The organism is Fructilactobacillus sp. X2R1C3, from assembly GCF_059901425.1.
On record NZ_JBWXUW010000001.1, the window covers coordinates 342,354 to 362,468 of the forward strand.

A 20,115-nucleotide genomic window follows, 5' to 3' on the forward strand; every position below is an offset into this window, starting at 1 on the left:
TAATAAAACTGAAAAGGAGGTTTCACGTTTATGTCCATGACAGATCCAATTGCAGACTTTTTAACTCGAATTCGTAATGCCAATATGGCAAGACACGATTCAGTTGACGTTCCTGCATCAAAAATCAAAAGAAACATTGCCGAAATTTTGAAGCGTGAAGGCTTTGTACGCGATGTGGAATACATCGATGACGATAAACAAGGTGTTATCCGTGTATACCTTAAGTATGGAAAAGATAATCAACGTGTAATCACTGGTTTAAAGCGAATTTCAAAGCCAGGATTACGTTCATATGTTAAATCAGATGATGTTCCTAAAGTTCTAAACGGTTTAGGAATTGCTATCATTTCAACTTCAGATGGTGTTATTACTGATAAAGAAGCTAGAGACAAAAAAGTCGGTGGCGAAGTATTAGCATACGTTTGGTAAAAATTAAAAAAGAATTGGAGGTGTTAATATGAGTAGAATTGGTTATAAAACTGTTGATCTTCCAGATGGTGTTGAAGTAAATCATAGAGGTACTAACGTAACTGTTAAAGGACCCAAGGGTACTTTAAATGCTACAATTTCACCAGAAATTAAAATGCAAGTTAAGGGTAACGAAGTGAACTTTACTCCAACTGGTAAGTATGACAACAAAGAACGTGCCCTACACGGTACAACACGTGCTAACTTCAACAACATGGTTGAGGGTGTTACAAAGGGATTCCACAAGACACTTAAGCTAGTTGGAGTTGGATATCGTGCTCAATTAAAGGGTAGTACTTTGACTCTAAACGTTGGTTACTCAAACCCTGTTGAAGTTCAAGTTCCAGAAGATCTTACCGTAGCTGTTCCAGATAACACTACTATTAACATTAGTGGGATCAACAAGCAACATGTTGGTGATTTTGCTGCCGAAGTTCGTTCATACCGTTCACCAGAACCTTACAAGGGTAAAGGAATCAGATATGAAAATGAACATATTACCCTCAAGGAAGGTAAGACTGGTAAGTAATTTAACAATATAAAAAATAAGAGGTGACTATTTTGATTTCCAAACCAGACAAGAATAAAACACGTAAAGTTCGTCATAATCGTGTTAGAAGTAAAATTTCTGGTACTGCTGAGTGCCCACGTTTGAACGTTTTCCGTTCTAATAAAAACATTTACGCTCAAGTTATTGATGACGTAAAGGGTGTAACGCTAGCTAGTGCCTCAACTGTTGACAAGGAAGTTTCCGGAGACAACAAATCAGAACAAGCCGCAAGCGTTGGTGCTTTAGTTGCTAAGCGTGCAGTTGAAAAGAATGTTAAGAATGTTGTTTTTGATCGTGGTGGATACTTATATCACGGACGTGTACAAGCCCTTGCAGATGCAGCACGTGAAAATGGACTTGAATTTTAAAAAAGGAGGAATATAACGCACATGGCAAAGTTTATTAATCCAGACAAACTGGACTTAGAAGATAACGTTGTTGCTATCAACCGAATTACTAAGGTTGTTAAAGGTGGTCGTCGACTACGTTTTGCTGCATTAGTTGTTGTTGGTGACAAGAATGGCCACGTTGGCTTTGGTACTGGTAAAGCTCAAGAAGTTCCTGAAGCGATCAGAAAAGCCGTTGATAGTGCCCAAAAGAACTTAATTGAAGTTCCAATCGTTGGAACTACTATCCCTCACGAAGTTATCGGTCGTTTTGGCGGTGGAAAGATTATGTTGAAGCCTGCTGAAGAAGGTTCCGGAGTTGCTGCTGGTGGTGCCGTTCGATCAGTTATGGAATTAGCTGGGGTAAACGATGTTACTAGTAAGCGTTTAGGCTCTGATACACCAGTTAACGTAATTCGTGCAACTTTTGAAGGTCTTAAGGAACTTAAGAATGCTGAAGAAATTTCATCATTACGTGGTGTCTCATCAGATCACTTAACCGAATAATAAGGAGGGGTTAGAAGATGGCTCAATTAAAGATTACTTTAGTTCATAGTGCTGCTCACCGTCTCCCTAAACAACGTAAGATTGTTAAGGCCCTTGGATTGGGACGAGTAAATAGTAGTGTTATTAAACCTGATAATGAAGCAACTCGTGGTGCTCTATTCAAGATTGCTCATTTAATTAAGGTTGAACAAGTTGATTAATATTCTTTAAAAGATAGGGAGGTGCAATTCAATGAAGTTAAATGAATTAAAAGCTGCTAACGGTTCACGTTCATCAAGAACTCGTTTAGGTCGTGGTCTTGGTAGTAAAGGTAAGACTTCAGGTCGTGGCCAAAAGGGTCAAAAGGCTCGTGGCAAAACTCGTGTTGGTTTTGAAGGTGGCCAAATGCCTTTATATCGTCAAATTCCAAAACGTGGATTTACCAACTTCAACAGAAAAGTTTTAGCGATCGTTAACTTAGCTGATTTAGATAATTTTGATGATGGCTCAGAAGTAACTCCAGATGTATTGATTAAAGCTGGAATGATTAAGGGCTCAAATGATGGCGTTAAAGTTCTTGCAGATGGCAAGTTAACTAAGAAGCTCACTGTTAAAGCTAACAAGTTCTCAAAGAGTGCTGAAAAAGCAATTGAAGATGCCGGCGGTAAAGCTGAGGTGATTTAATGTTCACTACCTTAAAGAATGCCTTTGAAGAAAAAGATATTAGAAAAAGGATCTTATTTACCCTTTTTATATTGGCAGTTTTCCGTTTAGGTGCTTACATTACTGTACCTGGAATCAATGCGGAAGCTTTGCAAAGTGTTGCATCCTCAGGTTTAGTTAATGTATTGAATATGTTTAGTGGTGGTGGATTAACTAATTACTCATTGTTTGCAATGGGAGTTTCACCATACATTACTGCACAAATTGTTGTTCAGTTACTTCAGATGGATATCGTTCCTCGATTCGTTGAATGGGGAAAACAAGGTGAAGTCGGAAGGCAAAAACTGGATCAGGTAACAAGATGGTTAACGATTGTTTTAGCATTTGTCCAGTCAATTGGTATTACGGCTGGATTTAATGCTTTAAGTAGTCTTCATCTAGTTAAGAATCCCGGAATGGGAACTTACATTAGTATTGGTTTAATTTTGACTGCTGGTACAATGCTCACCACGTGGATGGGTGACATGATTACTGACAAGGGAATTGGTCAGGGAGTTTCAATGATCATCTTTGCCGGAATTGTTGCTGAAATGCCAAGTGGAATTATGAGTGTTTATCGTCAATACGTTGAAGGTACACCAATGAATGAGATTTGGAAGCCAGCCTTGTTTATTATTGCTTTGATTATTGTAATTTTGATTATTGTTACCTTTGTTACTTGGGTACAACAAGCTGAACGTAGAATTCCAATTCAATATACTAGAAGAACATCAGGTTCACCAGACAGCAGTTACCTTCCCTTGAAGGTTAACGTTGCTGGAGTTATTCCAGTTATTTTCGCAAGTGCATTTATTTCCACTCCCCAAACGATTTTGATGTTTTTCACCAAAAACTTTCAGGGATCCGGATGGTATGAATTTTTAAGTAAGTTGTTTAACATGCAGACCCCACTTGGAGCTGCGTTTTACACCCTCTTAATTGTTGTATTTACTTTCTTCTATGCGTTTGTTCAAGTTAATCCACAGAAACTGTCGGAAAACTTACAAAAACAAGGTAGCTACATTCCAGGAGTATGGCCTGGTCGTGAAACTCAGTTATATATTTCTCGATTGTTGATGAGGCTTAGTACCGTTGGTGCTTTGTTCTTGGGTGTTGTTTCTCTAATTCCATTGATTGCACAAAATGTTTGGAACTTAAACGAATCAATTGGACTAGGTGGTACTAACCTTTTGATTATCGTTGGAGTTGCTATTGAAACCATTCAACAAATTAGAGGATTAATGATGAGAAAAGAGTACGTTGGATTTATTCAAAGTACTCCGGATGATAACAAGTAGTGGAGGAATTTAAATGTCAATGAATTTATTACTAATGGGTCTTCCAGGAGCAGGAAAGGGTACTCAAGCTGAATTCATTGTTGAAAAATATGGAATTCCACATATTTCAACTGGAGACATATTTAGGGCAGCAATGAAGAACAAAACTCCCATGGGAATTAAGGCTCAACAATACATCGATAAGGGCGAATTAGTTCCTAATGATGTTACCTGTGGGATTGTTGAAGATCGCCTTAAACAACCTGATACCGACAAGGGTTATTTGTTAGATGGTTTTCCTAGAAACATTGATCAGGCTAAAAGTCTTGAGGAAATGACTAGGAAAATGAGCAAAGAGTTGAATGCAGTCATTAATATTGAAGTTGATCCAAGCGTTTTAATCAAACGTTTATCGGGTCGTTTCATCTGCAAAAACTGTGGCGCAACTTATCATAAATTATATAAAAAACCTATAGTTGATGGTACTTGTGATGTTTGCGGTGCTCACGTCTTCTATCAAAGAAGTGATGATAAACCTGAGACTGTCAAGAATCGTCTGAAAATCAATGAGAAGAGTAATGCTCCTTTAATTGACTTTTACAAAGATCGCGGAATTTTGCATTCAGTTAAGGGTGATCAAGACATTGCAGACGTTAATAAAGACATTAAGAAAATTCTAAGCAGTTTAAATTAGTAAAAGTCGTTTAATTGCTGGAATGTCAATGTTGTGGTATATTATAGTTTGTATGTCTATTTGTAAGTGATGCTTACGAGTTTAGTAATTTTGGAGGATTATTCGTGTCTAAAAATAATGTAATTGAAGTTGAGGGTAAGGTTTCAGAGACTTTACCTAATGCAATGTTTAAGGTCGAGCTTGAAAATGGTCATGAAATTTTGGCACACGTTTCTGGTAAGATCAGAATGCATTACATTCGGATCCTGCCAGGAGATCGTGTAACCGTTGAAATGTCACCGTATGATTTAACAAAGGGTCGAATTACTTATCGATTTAAGTAAGCCCTTCATATAGGAGGTTATAAAAATGAAAGTACGTCCATCAGTAAAAAAAATGTGCGAACATTGTAAGATTATTAAGAGAAAAGGCCGTGTGATGGTGGTTTGCCCAGTAAACCCTAAGCACAAGCAAAGACAAGGAAAATAAACAAATTAAAATTATAGGAGGTGGACTTTAATGGCTCGTATTGCCGGAGTTGATTTACCACGTGATAAGCGAATTGTTATTGCGTTAACATACATTTATGGTGTTGGAAACACAACTGCTCAGCAAGTTTTGAAAAAAGCTGGGGTATCAGAAGACGTTCGTGTACGTGATTTAACACCTGATCAAGAAGATAAGATCAGAGAAGCTCTTGATGGTTACACAATCGAAGGTGACTTACGTAGAGAAGTTACTATGAGTATCAAGACTCTTCAAGAAATCGGTTCATATCGTGGGATGCGTCATCGTCGTGGTTTGCCCGTTAGAGGTCAACACACGAAGAATAACGCACGTACAAGAAAAGGTAAGAAAACCACAATCGCTGGTAAAAAATAATAAAGAAGGAGGCTATCAGTTTCTATGGCTAAAACTAAAAATACTCGTAAGCGTAAAGCAAGAAAAAACGTTGAGTCTGGTGTAGCACACATTCACTCAACTTTTAATAACACTTTGGTTATGATTACCGATGTTCAAGGGAATGCTATTGCTTGGTCATCAGCTGGTGCATTAGGATTCCGTGGAAGTCGTAAGTCTACCCCATTTGCTGCTCAAATGGCTGCTGAAGCAGCTGCTAAGACTGCAATGGAACATGGAATGAAATCAGTAGAAGTTGCTGTTAAAGGTCCTGGATCTGGTCGTGAGTCAGCTATTCGTGCTTTACAAAGTACTGGTTTGGAAGTTGCTGCAATTCGTGATGTAACTCCAGTTCCACATAATGGTTCTCGTCCTCCAAAACGTCGTAGAGTTTAATATTTAATGAACGTTAAAGTTTTAAATTGCTCAATGCGTTTTGAAAGGGGTAGAGACTACAATGATTGAATTTGAAAAGCCAAACATTCACAAAATTGAAGAAACAGACAACTATGGTGAAATAGTTGTAGAGCCACTCGAAAGAGGATATGGTACCACTTTAGGCAATTCACTCAGACGTGTCTTGTTGGCTTCATTACCAGGAGCTGCGGTTACTAGTATCCAAATTGATGGTGTTCTACACGAATTTTCAACTGTAAAGGGTGTAGTTGAAGATGTTACTCAAATTATCTTGAACGTTAAAAAGATTAATTTGAAAATCAACTCAGATGACAATGAAACTAAGTCAATGAGTATTAATGTAACTGGACCAGCCGATGTAACCGCGGGCGATATCGTAACTGATAGTGATGTTGAGATTTTAAATCCAGATTTACACATTGCAACGGTTGCTGACGGAACTACATTCCACATGAACATGACTGCCAACAAAGGTCGTGGCTACGTTTCTGCTGAAGAAAACAAAGCCAAAAACGATGGTATGCCAATTGGTGTTCTACCAGTTGATTCTATTTATACCCCAATCGAACGTGTTAATTATCAAGTAGAAGATGCACGTGTTGGTCAACGTGATGATTACGACAAATTGACGTTAGACGTTTGGACTAATGGTTCAATCACTCCTTCTGATGCAATTAGTTTGGCAGCTAAGATTTTAAATCAACATTTCCAATTATTTATTGATTTAACTGACAGAGCAAAGAATGCCAATGTTATGGTTGAGAAGGAAGAAAGCCATAAAGAAAAAATGCTTGAAATGTCAATTGAAGAATTGGATCTTTCAGTTCGTTCATACAATTGTTTGAAACGTGCTGGGATTAATACTGTTCAAGAATTAACTGATAAGTCTGAAGCTGACATGATGAAGGTTAGAAATCTTGGCCGTAAGTCACTCGATGAAGTTAAGGAAAAATTAGCAGCATTAGGACTATCTTTACGTAAAGAAGACTAAAAAGGAGGATATCCGGTTATGAGTTATCGCAAATTACAACGTACGAGTGCTCAACGTCGTGCTTTGCTTCGTAATTTGACTACTGACTTAATTGTTAACGGTCAAATCAAAACAACAGAAGCTCGCGCTAAGGATGTTAGATCATTAGCCGACAAGATGGTTACCTTGGGCAAGAAAGGTGATTTGAATGCTCGTCGTCAAGCCGCAGCTTACTTGCAAAACACCATTGCTGATGTAAAAGAAGACGGAGATAGTATCAAAGTAACTAGTGCATTACAAAAGTTGTTTGACGAAGTAGCACCTAAGTATGCGGACCGAAATGGTGGTTACACACGTATTCTTAAAACAATGCCTCGTCGTGGTGACGGTGCACCAATGGTAATCTTGCAATTTGTCGAATAATTTCGATATTTGTTAAGAATAATAAATATTTCACTATAGGAATCACTAAGGTTAAAGGTATAAAGTGTTACGATGATGGATTTTCCAAGTCTAGCTTGAATGTGGTCAATTCCATGCGCCTTAATCTTTTAGTGATTTTTTTATACATAATTTTAATAATGGGAGAGCTGATTCCATGAATCCAATCATTAATGTTTCCAATCTTTCTTTTAAATATAATAATGAAGATGATCATAAGGTATTAGATGATATCTTTTTTCAGTGTGAAAAGGGTGAGTACATTTCATTAATTGGTCGGAACGGGAGTGGTAAAAGTACGATTGCCAAACTCATTGATGGTCTTCTGGCTCCCAGTGAAGGAAAAATTCAGGTGGACGGAATCAAGTTGGATTCTCATGGTAATGATCGCGAAACAAGAAAAGCAATCGGCATGGTTTTTCAAAATCCAGATGATCAATTTGTTGGTGCCACGGTAGCAAGTGACGTTGCGTTTGGACTTGAAAATCGAGCGGTCCCAAGAGATGCGATGAAGCCAAAAGTTAAATCGGCGTTAGAAAAGGTAGGAATGTGGGAATATCGAGATGAGATTCCTAGCAGTCTTTCTGGTGGACAGAAGCAACGGGTCGCAATTGCAGGAGCGATTGTGCTTGATCCTAAAATTTTAATTCTGGATGAAGCAACAAGTATGCTAGATCCCTTGGCTACTAGACAAATTCATAGAGTTGTCAACCAGTTAAATCAAAAGCAAAATATGACAATTCTCTCCATTACGCATGATATCAATGTGACGGCTAAATCTGATCGGATCTTAGCACTTAATAATAGTAAAATTGTATTTGACGGAAAACCAAGTGCTTTCTTTCAGAAGCATCAGTTAATTGCTGATATGGATTTAGATCTTCCCTTTAGTGAGAAGTTGAGGCAAAAATTTCTTGATGCAGGATATGACATTACTGACGAGTACATGGATGATGAGGGGATGAGTCAATGGATAAGCACATTATTTTAAATAACGTCGATTTTGTTTATCAACCCGGTCTACCCTCAGAAAGACAGGCTTTAAGTAATGTTAGTTTAAAGATTAATAAGGGTGAATTTTTGGGCGTTGTTGGAAAGACTGGTAGCGGAAAGTCAACGTTAGTTCAGATGATTAACGGATTGTTAAAACCGACTTCAGGGAGTGTTACCGTTGGCAAAATTAAAATCAACAGTGAAACTAACAACCATAATCTAAGTGAGCTCAGGAAAAAAGTCGGGATGATTTTCCAGTTTCCGGAAAAACAACTATTTGAAGATAATGTTCTAAAAGATGTATCTTTTGGTCCACTTAATTTTGGCGAAAATGAAGCAGTTGCTAAAAAGAGAGCCATTCAGGCGCTTTCGATTGTTGGCATTAGTGAAGAACTATATTCACGTTCACCCTTTGAGTTGTCTGGCGGTCAAATGCGTCGGGTTGCAATTGCTGGAACGATTGCATGTGATCCAAACGTTCTCATCTTAGATGAACCCACGGTGGGATTAGATCCTAGCGGCAAGACTGAGATATTAAAGATCATCAATCAACTAAACAAAAATGGGGTAACCATCATCATGGTTACTCACGACATGGATGTGGTGGCACAAAACGCTACCCGCGTCGTGGTTATGAATGATGGAAAAATTTGTTCTGATTCAACTCCCAGGGAATTATTTGGCGATTACAAGTTAATCGATCAAAATTCATTAGCGCTTCCCGATTCTGTCCAGATATACTATGATTTAATTAATCGAGGTATCAGATTAAACAAGATTCCGTTAACAGCTGATGAAGTTGTTGACGAAATTACGCAAAAACGAAGTGGAGTGAAGTAGAATCGATCAATTTGTGTTTGGAAAATACTTTCCTGGAAATTCATTCATTCATCGTTTAAATCCAGCATTTAAGATTTTAGGCTCCGTTGTCATTATTACGCTTATTTTGATGTGCAATAATTGGGTCAGTTACGGATGTATGACGCTTTTTACGTTGGTACTGATATACTTATCCCATTCTCGAATTAAGATGCTTCTAAAGGGGATCAAACCCATTCTGTGGCTAATTATTTTTACGGTCTTGATTCAAGTTTTTTTTGGACATGGCGGAACGGTTTATTTTCATTTATGGTTTATCTCCATCACTTCATCGGGAATTATTAATGCGGTCATGATATTTGTTCGATTGGTCCTTATTATCACGATTGCTACTATTTTGACTATCACAACCAGTCCATCGATGATTGCACTTGGTGTTGAGACGATTCTGAGACCGCTTAAGTGGGTTAAAGTTCCGACTGAAACGATTGGGATGATGGTTTCAATTGCACTCCAATTTATTCCGACTCTAATCGATGAGTTAAATGACATTATGAACGCTCAAAGAGCACGGGGGGTTGATTTTGGTAAAGGCAAATTAATGAAACGAGCTAAAAGCCTAGTGTCGCTGATTATTCCTTTGTTTGTTTCTTCTTTTCGTCATGCTGAGCAACTTGCGGATGCCATGGAAGCTCGTGGATACTCTGATGAGGTCAAACGAACTCATTATCAGCTCGTCTCTTGGACGGTCCTTGATTGGGTTGCTTTAATGCTCGTGATGGTTTTAACGGTTGTAATTATTTTAGTGAGGAATTAGATGAAAACTCGGTATAAAATTACATTTGCATATGATGGAACTAAGTTTGCTGGTTTTCAAACGCAGCCAAAGCAGCGGACGGTGGAAGGTACTTTAACTAATATTATTAACAAAATGGCCCAAAAAAGTGGCCAACATGTTTTACTTTATGGATCTGGAAGAACTGACGCAGGTGTTCATGCCCTAGGTCAAGTTGCCCATTTTGACTTTCCCTATGATCTAGGTGAGGAAAGTATGCTAAAGGGACTAAACAGTATGTGTCCTTTGGATATTGAAATAATAAGTGTGCAAAGGGTTAATGCTGACTTTCATGCTCGTTATGATGTAACGGGGAAAAAGTACTTGTATCGGTTGGATTTGGGGCGCTTTACCAATCCATTTAAAAGAAATTATACTGCCCATTGGCGTTTTCCCGTTAATTTTAATTGGATTGAAGCGGCCATTCATGATTACGTTGGCAAACATGACTTTTCGTCTTTTGTTGCTTCTGGTGCAAAGGAGGGAAGTCGAGTTCGCACAGTTTTCTCGGTTGATGCTAACTTAGATAAAGTTACTAATGAGATGCAGTTCGAGTTTTATGGTGATGGTTTTATGTACAATCAGATTCGGATTATGGTTGGGGTGCTGATGGAGATTGGACGGGGAAAGCGGCCTGTTCATGATATCCAACGATTATTCAAAGTGAAGGATCGAAACGAGGCCCGTTTAACGATGCCAGCTAATGGCTTGTACTTAAAAAAGGTTTATTATCCAGGAGATGATCCAAAACATTCAAAACGAAAACATCATCCAGATGATTAAAATGAATTTGACTTTCAGTGGAAATGTTAGTACTATTGTAACTGGTATTGTTTGCCCCACGATAAGCCCCGGAAACTTATTAGGTGTCGAACAAACACGGAAACATGGAGGAATTAAAAGTGCATACAACATATATGGCTAAACCCGGCGAAGTAGATCGCAAGTGGTACGTTATTGACGCAGATGGCGTTGAATTAGGTCGTCTCTCAAGTGTCGTTGCTTCTATTTTACGCGGAAAAAACAAACCTACATTTACGCCAAACGTAGATACAGGTGACAATGTTATTGTAATCAATGCATCTAAAGTTGCATTGTCTGGTAAGAAAGCTAGTGGCAAGATCTATTATCACCACACATCTTACATTGGTGGACTTAAGTCAATTACTGCTGGTCAAATGAGAGCAGAGAAACCTGATCGACTTATCGAAACTTCAGTTAAAGGTATGCTTCCTCACGGTACATTAGGTCGTCAAATCGCTAAGAAACTTCACGTTTATGCAGGTGAAGATCACACTCATGAAGCTCAAAAACCAGAAGTTCTTGATATTAAGAACCTAATTTAAGGAGGAAACACAATTGGCTAAAGTACAATATACCGGCACAGGTCGCCGTAAAGATTCAGTTGCTCGTGTACGCTTAGTACCAGGTACTGGAAAAGTTGTAATCAATGACAAAGATGTTGAAGATTACATTCCATTTCCTAATTTAAGAGAAATCATTTTACAACCATACAATGTTACTGAAACACTTGGTAACTATGACACGTTAGCTAACGTTAATGGTGGTGGATATTCAGGACAAGCTGGTGCCGTTCGTTTAGGAATTGCACGTGCTTTACTTGAAGTTGATCCAGACTTTAGAGAAGCCCTCAAGAAGGCTGGTCTATTAACACGTGACCCTCGTATGAAGGAACGTAAGAAGCCAGGTCTTAAGAAAGCTCGTAAGGCTGGTCAATTCTCAAAACGTTAATCAGAAGATTATATTTTGTCGCTCATGTCCGCATGAGCGCTTTTTTATTAAATGGGTGAATTTAAAATGAAAAAGACACGAAATTATCATATTGCAATTTTGTCAGTTTTTATTGCCATTATTTTGATTCAAAACTTTGTTCCTATTTTAGGATATATTCCCGTTGGACCACTAAGTATTACGTTAATCCCTATTACCGTGATTGTAGCAACCCTAGTGCTTGGTTTAAAGGATGGCTTTATTCTTGGCACGCTCTGGGGTGTAATTGTGTTTGTAAGGGCCTTTACGTGGCCTACTAGTCCAATTGCTCCACTTGTTTTTGAGAATCCGATTACGGCCATTTTACCGCGGGCTCTAATCCCGGTAGTTGCTTACTTTTCCTACAAGTGGTTAAAAAAATTACTTAATAATAAGCTTTCACTTGTGATGGCATGTGCTTTGGGTTCAATGACCAATACAATTTTAGTGCTGTTATTTATTTATATTTTTAATCGAAAACAAGCCCCAATCCTGTACCATGTGAGCGTTGATAAAATTATCTATGCCTTATTAGGGGTAGTTGGAACCAACGGTCTGATAGAAATGATTATTACAGCAATTGTTTGTCCAATTATCATTATTTCGTTAAATAAAGTAATCCAAAAATAAAAAAGCAGATCATTACGATCTGCTTTTTGTTACTTTGATGCGTCCGATGATTTTTTGTCACCGTCTTGTTTTGAATCATCATCTGATCCCTCATCAGGATCTTTTTGAATTCGTGGAGCTTGCTTAATCATTTTAAGATCTTTGTGATTAATAACGGTCTTGTTATGATACTTATCAATTATTTCTGGATCATCAGATTCAAATGTAATCAAAAAGGCATTATTGTAAGCTTTATCAATATAACCGGTAAAATCATTCTTTTCAAGTTTAAACGATACTTCATCGCCAACTTCAAAGGGTGATTTTTCGGTCTCCGTTTGTTCATCGTGTTTCTTTGCCAAACTGACCACCTCCAATTGTATTCAACTAATGAAATATAAACGAATAATTAACATTTGTCAATTTTTAACATTTTTGTAGTACAATTTAAACAGTAAATTTATTTGTAAGGAGGGTTAGTGTGGCTAGGAAAAAGAAGCAAAAGCCAAACAAATTAGTTGCTTATGTCCTGACCGTGCTAATCCTGCTAGTCATGTTCGTTGGTGCTGTGATGATTTTAGGCAATTCTCATTTTAATCCGCGGTATGAACAAAACAATGTTAGTGTTCAACATAAGGAATTTATCAACAAGATTTTACCGAAATCAGTTGAGATGCAACGGAAGTACAAAATTTTGACTAGCATTACTCTTGCCCAGGCTATTTTAGAATCAGATTGGGGCCAAAGTACTTTGGCCTCAAAGTATAATAATCTTTTTGGTGTTAAAGCCGGTGCTGGACAAAAGAGTGTCACTTTGAACACGACTGAATATACGAGTGGATCACCTGCAATGGTTCACGGAAGCTTTCGCGTTTACGATAATTGGGATGAGTCAATTGAAGATCATGCTGTTTTACTAGCTCATGGAACAGACTGGAACCCCATGCAATATAAAGAAGTTGTGTCGGCGGACAATTACGTTGATTCTGCTAAGGCTCTCAGTACCGATGGATATGCAACGGACCCAGCTTATGCAGAAAAAATAATTAAAATCATTAAAAAATATCATCTTAATCAATACGATAAACAATGATGTAACAAAAGATTTATTGGAGGTTAAACTATGGATTCAGTATTACTCTACCCAGGAAGCACAATTGGAATTATTGGTGACTATTTTAGTAGCACGCAATTAGTTAACGTGGCCCGCGATGCGGGATTGAAAATTGCTACCTATAGTTCTAATTCAGATAGCGAGATCGCTAGACAATCTGATTACGCATTTACAGGTGACGTTAATGATGTTGATACTTTAAGGGAATTTTCTGAAAAGTGTGATTTAGTTACATACGTTTCAAATGACATTGATCCTCAGGTTATTAGTGAAATTGAAAAGTATACTTATGTTCCTCAGGGCGAATCTCTTTTAGAGATTAGTCAGGACCGTGTGATGGAGAGAGCCTTTTTTGATCAAATTAACGTCAATACGTCACCATACGTCACTATTATTAATTTGGAAGATATCTACCAAGCAATCGATTCAATTGGGTATCCTGCGATTTTAAAACCAATTCAACGACACATGACTAATAATCAACAACTTGTTATTAATGAATCAAATGATATTGCGCTTGCGTCCGACATGTTAAAAAGGGGACCTTATATCCTTGAATCTTACGTTCCCTATCGTTCCGAATACGCAATTATTGCTACTAAGTCGGTTAAAGATGACTTACAACAATTTCCTGCCGTTAAAACTAGTTACTTAGGGAACATGCTCCAAACGGTAAGTACTGATACTTCTAAAACAGATTCTAACGTTATTAACGAAATGATTAGAATTGTTAATCAAATCGGCAAAAATGTTAAATACGTTGGTTCATTTGAGGTATCGTTCGGTGTAACGGCTGACCAAAACATTTACGTTACAAACATTGATCCAACCGTTAATAATGCCGGTTTTTTGTTTAATTTAGCTACTGATATCAGCGAGTATGATCAACATCTTCGAGCAATTTCAGGATTGCCATTAGCTAAGATTAATAAGATTAGTGATGTTGTTGCTCGTTTGTTTACGAAAAAGCAATATGAACAGGTTCTTAGACAACGAATTCTTCAACCAAACTGGCAATTTTATTTTAATTATCACAGTAATGCACGTGATGATGATGTAGTTGGAGTGATTTTAATTCCAACCAATTCAGTCGAAGAGACGTTTTATCGAATTGTGAATACGGGAATTTGGACCAAAAATTAAATGTTATTAAAATTGAAGAGTCGGCAATTTGTCGGCTCTATTTTGCTATAATTAATGATGGATTTACAAAGCGAGAGGATTGGTTAACGTGTCAAAGACAGACCTACTAAAAACAATGAACGATAAGCAACAAGAAGCGGTAGAACAAACTGAAGGTCCACTTTTGATTATGGCTGGTGCTGGAAGTGGTAAGACCAGGGTGCTCACTCATCGAATTGCTTATCTAATTGAGGAAAAAGGTGTGATGCCATGGAATATTTTGGCGATTACATTTACCAACAAAGCTGCTCGCGAAATGAAGGAACGTGTTAGTAAATTACTTGGCGTCGGTGGTGACGATGTTTGGGTATCAACTTTTCACGCACTTGGCGTGAGAATTTTGAGACGTGACATTGATAAATTAGGTTATAATCGTGCTTTTTCTATCACTGATTCAGGGGAACAAAAGACCCTTGTAAAACGAATTTTAAAAGACTTAGATCTAGACCCGAAAAAGAATGATCCAAGAGCTATTTTAGGTGCCATTTCAAACGCTAAGAATAATTTACAGACTCCACGAGATTATCAAAAGTCACATTCAGCTAACAGTCCATTTGAAGAAGTGGTGTCACAGGTATATTCCGAATATCAAAAACGACTTCAAGAAAACCAAGCTGTCGATTTTGATGATTTGATTATGCTTACGATTAGATTGTTTAAGCAGTATCCAGAGGTTTTGAATTATTATCAAGATAAGTTTCATTACATCCATGTCGATGAATATCAGGATACCAACGAGGCACAGTATAAATTAGTATCAATGCTCGCCAAAAAGTATCAAAATTTGTGTGTGGTTGGGGATGCTGATCAGAGCATTTACGGTTGGCGTGGTGCTAACATGAATAATATCTTGGATTTTGAAAATGATTATAAAAATGCACACGTTGTGAAACTAGAACAGAATTATCGTTCAACTAAGAATATTTTAAGTGCTGCAAACGACGTTATTCAAAACAATGCTGAGAGAAAAGATAAAAATCTGTGGACGGAAAATGATACTGGCGAAAAGGTAACGTACTATCGTGCTCAAAGTGAGGCTAGTGAGGCTCATTACGTGGTGTCCAAGATTAAAGACGAAGTTAGTAAACATCATTATTCTTATAACGATTTTGCAGTTCTGTACCGGACGAATGCCCAGTCGCGTGTAATTGAAGAGACTTTCTTGAAATCAAATATTCCATATACGATGGTTGGTGGGCATAAATTTTATGACCGTAAGGAAATCCGGGACATTCTTTCGTACTTGACCCTCATTGCTAATCCCAGTGATTCATTAAGTTTTGAACGGGTCGTTAACGTTCCTAAGCGCGGAATTGGTAGTTCGAGTGTGGAAAAGTTGAGAATGTTTGCGGCAGAGAATGGATGGAGCCTACTGGAAGCAGCTCAAAATGTTGACTTGGCCAATAATATCTCCAGTCGTGCTCGGAATGCCATTGCTAATTTTGCTGACGTCATATCAAACGTTCAAAAAAAGCAAAAAGATATGACCGTTACGGAAATTACCGAAGCACTTTTGGATCAATCTGGATATATGGCAGATCTAAAGAAAACTAATTCACTTGAGTCACAAACACGGATCGAGAATATTGAAGAATTTCTTTCTGTCACAAAAGATTCTGATTTAAAGTATGATGAACAAACTGGTAGTAGTGATAGTCGTTTGACAGATTTTTTGGCGGATTTGGCCCTTGTATCGGCGCAAGACGATGTTGATGAATCGGCTAAACAGGTAACTTTAATGACTTTGCATGCTGCTAAGGGACTTGAATTTCCGGTCGTCTTTATGGTTGGGATGGAAGAAGGAATTTTTCCTCTTAGTCGAGCTACTGAAAAGGAAAGTGAGTTAGAAGAAGAACGACGGTTAGCCTATGTAGGAATTACGCGGGCTCAGACCAAACTCTATATGACAAATGCATATTCACGAATGTTATATGGGAGAATGCAAAATAATCCCGAGTCACGATTTATGGATGAAATTAATTCTGATGTCCTTGATAATGAAAGTTCAATTCCAACCGGACCTAAAACTCCATTTGACACCAGTAGTGAGTATAATAAACGAACCAATCGATCCTTTAGTGAACCATATCATCGACCTAACAAACAAGTCGAAAAGCCTAAAGGAACTGGTGCTGACAAGAAGTCATGGAATATTGGTGATAAAGTCAAACACAAGGCGTGGGGAACTGGAACTGTTGTTAAAATTAATGGAACTGGTGAAGATATGGAACTTGACATTGCCTTTCCAGAAAAAGGAATTAAACGTCTATTAGCTGCATTTGCACCCATATCAAAAATTCAATAGCTTAGTAAGGGAGTGGTAAGATTGTTTAAGATTCCAATGGATCAGGTTAATGAAAGTGAAGCAAAAAAAGAGGCCGCAGAACTAAGACCAAAGTTAATTAAGTGGGGAAAACAGTACTATGAACAGGATCAACCAACCGTAGAAGATGCGGAATATGATCGAAACTATGCTCGCTTGCAGGATCTGGAAGCTAAGTTTCCAGCAATTATCACTCCTGATTCACCGACTCAGCACGTTGGTGGGGCAACTTCGAATGAATTTACAAAAGTCAATCACGAGATTCCAATGCTTTCATTGGGTGACGTATTTTCACCCCAAGAGCTTAAGGATTTTGTGATTCGACTTAAGCACAATTATCCTAAGGATACTGAGTATAATTGTGAGTTGAAGATTGATGGATTAGCTATTTCACTTCGTTATGAGCATGGGGTATTCGTTCAGGGATCAACTCGAGGAAATGGACAAATTGGTGAAGATATCACCGAAAATTTGAAAACCATCCCGTCCATCCCTAAAAAATTAAGTCGGCCCATTGATATTGAAGTGCGTGGCGAATGTTATATGGGAAAAGAAGCCTTTTTAAAGTTAAATGAACGGCGACAAAATGACGGGAAACCAACGTTTGCTAATCCGAGAAATGCTGCTGCTGGAAGTCTCCGACAATTGGATCCGAAAGTTACTAAGGATCGGCATTTAAGTACTTTTATGTATAACGTTGCTAATTATGATGATTTAAAGGCTACCACTCAGAGTGGACTTTTAGAGGAACTAAAAGAATTAGGCTTTACCATCAATGAGCATTATCAAGTGGCTGACAATATGGATCAAATCGATGCTTACATTAAAAAATATTCAGAAGCAAGAGATAATCTCACTTTTGGTATCGATGGCATTGTGATTAAGACCAATTCACTTCCCTTACAAATGGAAATTGGGCATACGGTTAAAGTCCCAAAGTGGGCGATTGCTTACAAGTTTCCGCCAGAAGAGGTTCATACTAAGATTAAAAGGATTGAGTGGACCGTTGGAAGAACGGGAGTTGTCACTCCCACCGCAATTATGGATCCGGTTCAACTGGCTGGTACTACCGTTTCAAGGGCGTCACTCCATAATCCGGACTACATTGAGAAAAAAGATATCCGTGTCGGCGATACCGTTGTTTTGTATAAGGCTGGTGACATTATTCCAGAGGTTGAAAGATATCTTCCTGACTTAAGGCCAAAAGACTCAGTTCCGTACGCCATCCCAGATAAATGTCCTTCGTGTGGTGCTCAATTGGTCCACTTAGATGGTGAAGTTGCCTTACGTTGCATTAATCCGAAGTGTCCGGCTCAATTAGTGGAACAGATTAATCATTTTGCTTCTAGAAATGCGATGGATATTGATGGTTTAGGTCCTAAGATTGTGAAGCAGTTATTTGATAAAAAGATGGTTTCAGACGTGGCCAGCTTGTATCACCTTAGTTATGATGAACTGCTCACTCTTGACAAGTTTGGTGATAAGTCTGCCAACAATTTACTTTCTGCCATTGATAACAGTCGGAGTAATTCACTTGAAAGATTGCTTTTTGGGTTAGGCATCAGACATGTTGGTGCTAAAGCAGCGCGATTAATTGCTGCCCACTTTAAAACCATGGATGACCTCATGAAATCAAGTGTCGAAGAAATCGCCTCAATTGACACCATTGGTCAAGTTATTGCTGATAGCGTTCATACTTATTTTGAAAACGCCGATAGCAGAGAATTAATTGGCGAACTCGTTGATGTTGGTGTTAATATGGACTATGTAAATAATGAAGAGACAGTACAACCAGATAACTTTTTCAATGGGAAACGAGTTGTATTGACCGGAAAGTTGGTTGATTTAACTAGGGGACAAGCCAGTGAATGGCTTGAAAACCATGGAGCGGATGTCACGAGTAGTGTTTCTAAAAATACCGACCTAGTAATTGCGGGAGAGGATGCAGGTAGTAAGCTAACCAAAGCTCAATCTCTTTCGGTTCCGGTCTGGGATGAAGATCATTTTAAAAATGAAATGCAAAAAGAATGATAAGAAGTCGGAGGAATTTAAGTTGAGACGCTTAAAAGTAATTTTAATGGTGGCGGCTAGCGCGTTGATGTTAGTAGCTTGTGGAAGTACTAATAAGAGTACCACTAATACAAATAATAAGAATACACAATTAACCGGAGAAACTGGTGGTAAGAATTATCAGAGTGTTATTAAAGATGGACATTATCAAACCAGTAAATCACGTGGAGTTGACATTCAACAAAATGATAATCAGTTTAACCTGAAGGGATTTCAGAATGGTTTGCTTGGGATTTCCAAGCAGAATTTCTCGACTGATAAGTATGTTTTTCAGGAGGGACAATACATCTCTACTGACACTGCCGAGAAGTGGCTCGATCGTAAGTCAAAGCAAAATCCTGAGGGACTAAATCCATCGCAACAAAAGGGCAAAGTAACCCCGATGTACCTACAACAGATGGATGAACAGGATTTCTTAGTTCCAAATGGTAATAAAATGACCATGAAAGGTATGACCATTGGCCTTGGGATCAATTCAGTGTACTACTACACTAAACAGAAGTATGGGAGTCAGTACCAACAGAAGATTCCCGATGATGTAGTTGAGAAACAAGGTAAAGAGATGGCTAATACTATCCTTAAACGATTGAGACAGAATAAAGAATTAAAGAATATTCCAATTGTGATCGCATTGTATAAGCAAGCTCCAAACGATAGTTTGACTGGTGGTAATTTCTTTGCCTCATCGGTTAATAATCCGGGGACGACGTCAGTAAACTCATGGAAACCAATTAATGAAAAATCATATGTGTTCCCGATTGCCAATGGTTCTAAGGGACCTAATACGAATGATTTATCTGCTTTTAATCAATTTAAATCACAGGTTCAGAATTTCTTCCCTAACTTGAGCGGGATTACCGCACAGGCTCAATACAAGGGTAAGCAACTTCAAGGAATGCACATTAACATTACAACTCAATTTTATAGTCAAACTGAAATCATCAGTTTTACTCAATACCTACAGAATGCTGCTCAGAAATACCTTCCTGGCAGTGTACCAATTGATATTACCGTGAAATCAACTGATGGAATTCAAAGTTATTTGAACCGGAATGCTGGGGGTAAGTCCTTCAGTTCGCACGTGTTTAATAGCTATTAAAATTTAGTGATTTAGTAAAAGAGGGGATAAA

At 38.1% G+C, this 20,115-nt stretch carries 27 protein-coding genes; 26 read left to right on the plus strand and 1 reads right to left on the minus strand.

Features of this window, described 5'->3' with window-relative positions:
• Positions 1-30 precede the first annotated feature (30 nt).
• From rpsH to AC6UDD_RS01835, 21 genes are all read left to right on the plus strand, one after another.
• A complete protein-coding gene (gene rpsH / locus AC6UDD_RS01735) occupies positions 31-429 on the plus strand; it encodes a 30S ribosomal protein S8 (protein ID WP_010022729.1) in 399 nt (132 codons plus the stop codon).
• A gap of 28 nt (positions 430-457) precedes the next feature.
• Positions 458-997 carry a 50S ribosomal protein L6 gene (gene rplF, locus AC6UDD_RS01740; protein ID WP_500717949.1) on the plus strand — a complete coding sequence of 180 codons (540 nt, stop codon included), beginning with the start codon at positions 458-460 and terminating at the stop codon, positions 995-997.
• Between the two features lie 32 nt (positions 998-1,029).
• Positions 1,030-1,386, plus strand: a complete 357-nt coding sequence (gene rplR, locus AC6UDD_RS01745) for a 50S ribosomal protein L18 (protein ID WP_500693553.1) — start codon at positions 1,030-1,032, stop codon at positions 1,384-1,386.
• A 21-nt stretch (positions 1,387-1,407) separates the two neighbouring features.
• The gene (gene rpsE / locus AC6UDD_RS01750; protein ID WP_500693554.1) at positions 1,408-1,911 is read left to right on the plus strand and encodes a 30S ribosomal protein S5; all 504 of its coding nucleotides are present in this window, start codon (positions 1,408-1,410) and stop codon (positions 1,909-1,911) included.
• A gap of 17 nt (positions 1,912-1,928) precedes the next feature.
• Positions 1,929-2,111 (plus strand): 50S ribosomal protein L30, encoded by a 183-nt coding sequence (rpmD, locus tag AC6UDD_RS01755; protein WP_500693555.1) that lies wholly within the window; start codon positions 1,929-1,931, stop codon positions 2,109-2,111.
• A gap of 31 nt (positions 2,112-2,142) precedes the next feature.
• Positions 2,143-2,574 (plus strand): 50S ribosomal protein L15, encoded by a 432-nt coding sequence (rplO, locus tag AC6UDD_RS01760; protein WP_500717951.1) that lies wholly within the window; start codon positions 2,143-2,145, stop codon positions 2,572-2,574.
• The gene (gene secY / locus AC6UDD_RS01765; RefSeq protein ID WP_500699280.1) at positions 2,574-3,890 is read left to right on the plus strand and encodes a preprotein translocase subunit SecY; all 1,317 of its coding nucleotides are present in this window, start codon (positions 2,574-2,576) and stop codon (positions 3,888-3,890) included. The genes rplO and secY overlap by 1 nt, the downstream gene beginning before the upstream one ends.
• A 13-nt stretch (positions 3,891-3,903) precedes the next feature.
• Positions 3,904-4,563, plus strand: coding sequence for an adenylate kinase (locus tag AC6UDD_RS01770; RefSeq protein ID WP_500717954.1), 660 nt, complete (start codon positions 3,904-3,906; stop codon positions 4,561-4,563).
• Between the two features lie 104 nt (positions 4,564-4,667).
• A complete protein-coding gene (infA, locus tag AC6UDD_RS01775) occupies positions 4,668-4,886 on the plus strand; it encodes a translation initiation factor IF-1 (protein ID WP_010022742.1) in 219 nt (72 codons plus the stop codon).
• 25 nt (positions 4,887-4,911) lie between these two features.
• Positions 4,912-5,031 carry a 50S ribosomal protein L36 gene (rpmJ, locus tag AC6UDD_RS01780; RefSeq protein WP_010022743.1) on the plus strand — a complete coding sequence of 40 codons (120 nt, stop codon included), beginning with the start codon at positions 4,912-4,914 and terminating at the stop codon, positions 5,029-5,031.
• Positions 5,032-5,061: 30 nt separating this feature from the next.
• Positions 5,062-5,424, plus strand: a complete 363-nt coding sequence (gene rpsM, locus AC6UDD_RS01785; protein WP_500693559.1) for a 30S ribosomal protein S13 — start codon at positions 5,062-5,064, stop codon at positions 5,422-5,424.
• A 24-nt stretch (positions 5,425-5,448) separates the two neighbouring features.
• Positions 5,449-5,838, plus strand: coding sequence for a 30S ribosomal protein S11 (gene rpsK / locus AC6UDD_RS01790; RefSeq protein ID WP_010022745.1), 390 nt, complete (start codon positions 5,449-5,451; stop codon positions 5,836-5,838).
• A 61-nt stretch (positions 5,839-5,899) separates the two neighbouring features.
• Positions 5,900-6,850: a DNA-directed RNA polymerase subunit alpha gene (locus AC6UDD_RS01795; protein WP_500693560.1), complete on the plus strand. Its 951-nt coding sequence runs from the start codon at positions 5,900-5,902 to the stop codon at positions 6,848-6,850.
• An 18-nt stretch (positions 6,851-6,868) separates the two neighbouring features.
• Positions 6,869-7,252, plus strand: coding sequence for a 50S ribosomal protein L17 (gene rplQ / locus AC6UDD_RS01800; RefSeq protein ID WP_500700794.1), 384 nt, complete (start codon positions 6,869-6,871; stop codon positions 7,250-7,252).
• 175 nt (positions 7,253-7,427) lie between these two features.
• Positions 7,428-8,261, plus strand: a complete 834-nt coding sequence (locus tag AC6UDD_RS01805; RefSeq protein WP_500717956.1) for an energy-coupling factor transporter ATPase — start codon at positions 7,428-7,430, stop codon at positions 8,259-8,261.
• Positions 8,240-9,103: an energy-coupling factor transporter ATPase gene (locus AC6UDD_RS01810; protein ID WP_500717959.1), complete on the plus strand. Its 864-nt coding sequence runs from the start codon at positions 8,240-8,242 to the stop codon at positions 9,101-9,103. Before AC6UDD_RS01805 ends, AC6UDD_RS01810 begins: the two co-directional genes overlap by 22 nt.
• Positions 9,104-9,116: 13 nt before the next feature.
• Positions 9,117-9,899 carry an energy-coupling factor transporter transmembrane component T family protein gene (locus AC6UDD_RS01815; RefSeq protein WP_500717961.1) on the plus strand — a complete coding sequence of 261 codons (783 nt, stop codon included), beginning with the start codon at positions 9,117-9,119 and terminating at the stop codon, positions 9,897-9,899.
• Entirely contained in the window at positions 9,900-10,700 is an 801-nt protein-coding gene (gene truA, locus AC6UDD_RS01820) for a tRNA pseudouridine(38-40) synthase TruA (protein WP_500717963.1), read from the plus strand. It begins immediately after the preceding gene.
• 119 nt (positions 10,701-10,819) lie between these two features.
• Complete coding sequence (gene rplM / locus AC6UDD_RS01825; RefSeq protein WP_500693566.1) at positions 10,820-11,263, plus strand: 50S ribosomal protein L13; 444 nt, start codon at positions 10,820-10,822, stop codon at positions 11,261-11,263.
• A 13-nt stretch (positions 11,264-11,276) separates the two neighbouring features.
• A complete protein-coding gene (rpsI, locus tag AC6UDD_RS01830; RefSeq protein WP_500696539.1) occupies positions 11,277-11,669 on the plus strand; it encodes a 30S ribosomal protein S9 in 393 nt (130 codons plus the stop codon).
• 66 nt (positions 11,670-11,735) lie between these two features.
• Positions 11,736-12,317: an ECF transporter S component gene (locus tag AC6UDD_RS01835; protein WP_500717969.1), complete on the plus strand. Its 582-nt coding sequence runs from the start codon at positions 11,736-11,738 to the stop codon at positions 12,315-12,317.
• Positions 12,318-12,346: 29 nt separating this feature from the next.
• Here AC6UDD_RS01835 and AC6UDD_RS01840 read toward each other — a convergent pair whose 3' ends face one another.
• Positions 12,347-12,658 (minus strand): DUF2187 family protein, encoded by a 312-nt coding sequence (locus tag AC6UDD_RS01840; protein ID WP_500717972.1) that lies wholly within the window; start codon positions 12,656-12,658, stop codon positions 12,347-12,349.
• 119 nt (positions 12,659-12,777) lie between these two features.
• Here AC6UDD_RS01840 and AC6UDD_RS01845 point away from each other — a divergent pair, with 119 nt between their 5' ends.
• The 5 genes from AC6UDD_RS01845 (at position 12,778) to AC6UDD_RS01865 (ending at position 20,084) form a co-directional block, all read left to right on the plus strand.
• The gene (locus AC6UDD_RS01845; protein WP_500717975.1) at positions 12,778-13,389 is read left to right on the plus strand and encodes a glycoside hydrolase family 73 protein; all 612 of its coding nucleotides are present in this window, start codon (positions 12,778-12,780) and stop codon (positions 13,387-13,389) included.
• Positions 13,390-13,419: 30 nt separating this feature from the next.
• Positions 13,420-14,553 carry an ATP-grasp domain-containing protein gene (locus AC6UDD_RS01850; RefSeq protein ID WP_500717978.1) on the plus strand — a complete coding sequence of 378 codons (1,134 nt, stop codon included), beginning with the start codon at positions 13,420-13,422 and terminating at the stop codon, positions 14,551-14,553.
• 88 nt (positions 14,554-14,641) lie between these two features.
• Positions 14,642-16,897 (plus strand): DNA helicase PcrA, encoded by a 2,256-nt coding sequence (pcrA, locus tag AC6UDD_RS01855; RefSeq protein WP_500717981.1) that lies wholly within the window; start codon positions 14,642-14,644, stop codon positions 16,895-16,897.
• Between the two features lie 30 nt (positions 16,898-16,927).
• Positions 16,928-18,946, plus strand: coding sequence for an NAD-dependent DNA ligase LigA (gene ligA, locus AC6UDD_RS01860; RefSeq protein WP_500718105.1), 2,019 nt, complete (start codon positions 16,928-16,930; stop codon positions 18,944-18,946).
• A complete protein-coding gene (locus AC6UDD_RS01865; RefSeq protein WP_500699295.1) occupies positions 18,927-20,084 on the plus strand; it encodes a CamS family sex pheromone protein in 1,158 nt (385 codons plus the stop codon). The genes ligA and AC6UDD_RS01865 overlap by 20 nt, the downstream gene beginning before the upstream one ends.
• Positions 20,085-20,115 lie beyond the last annotated feature (31 nt).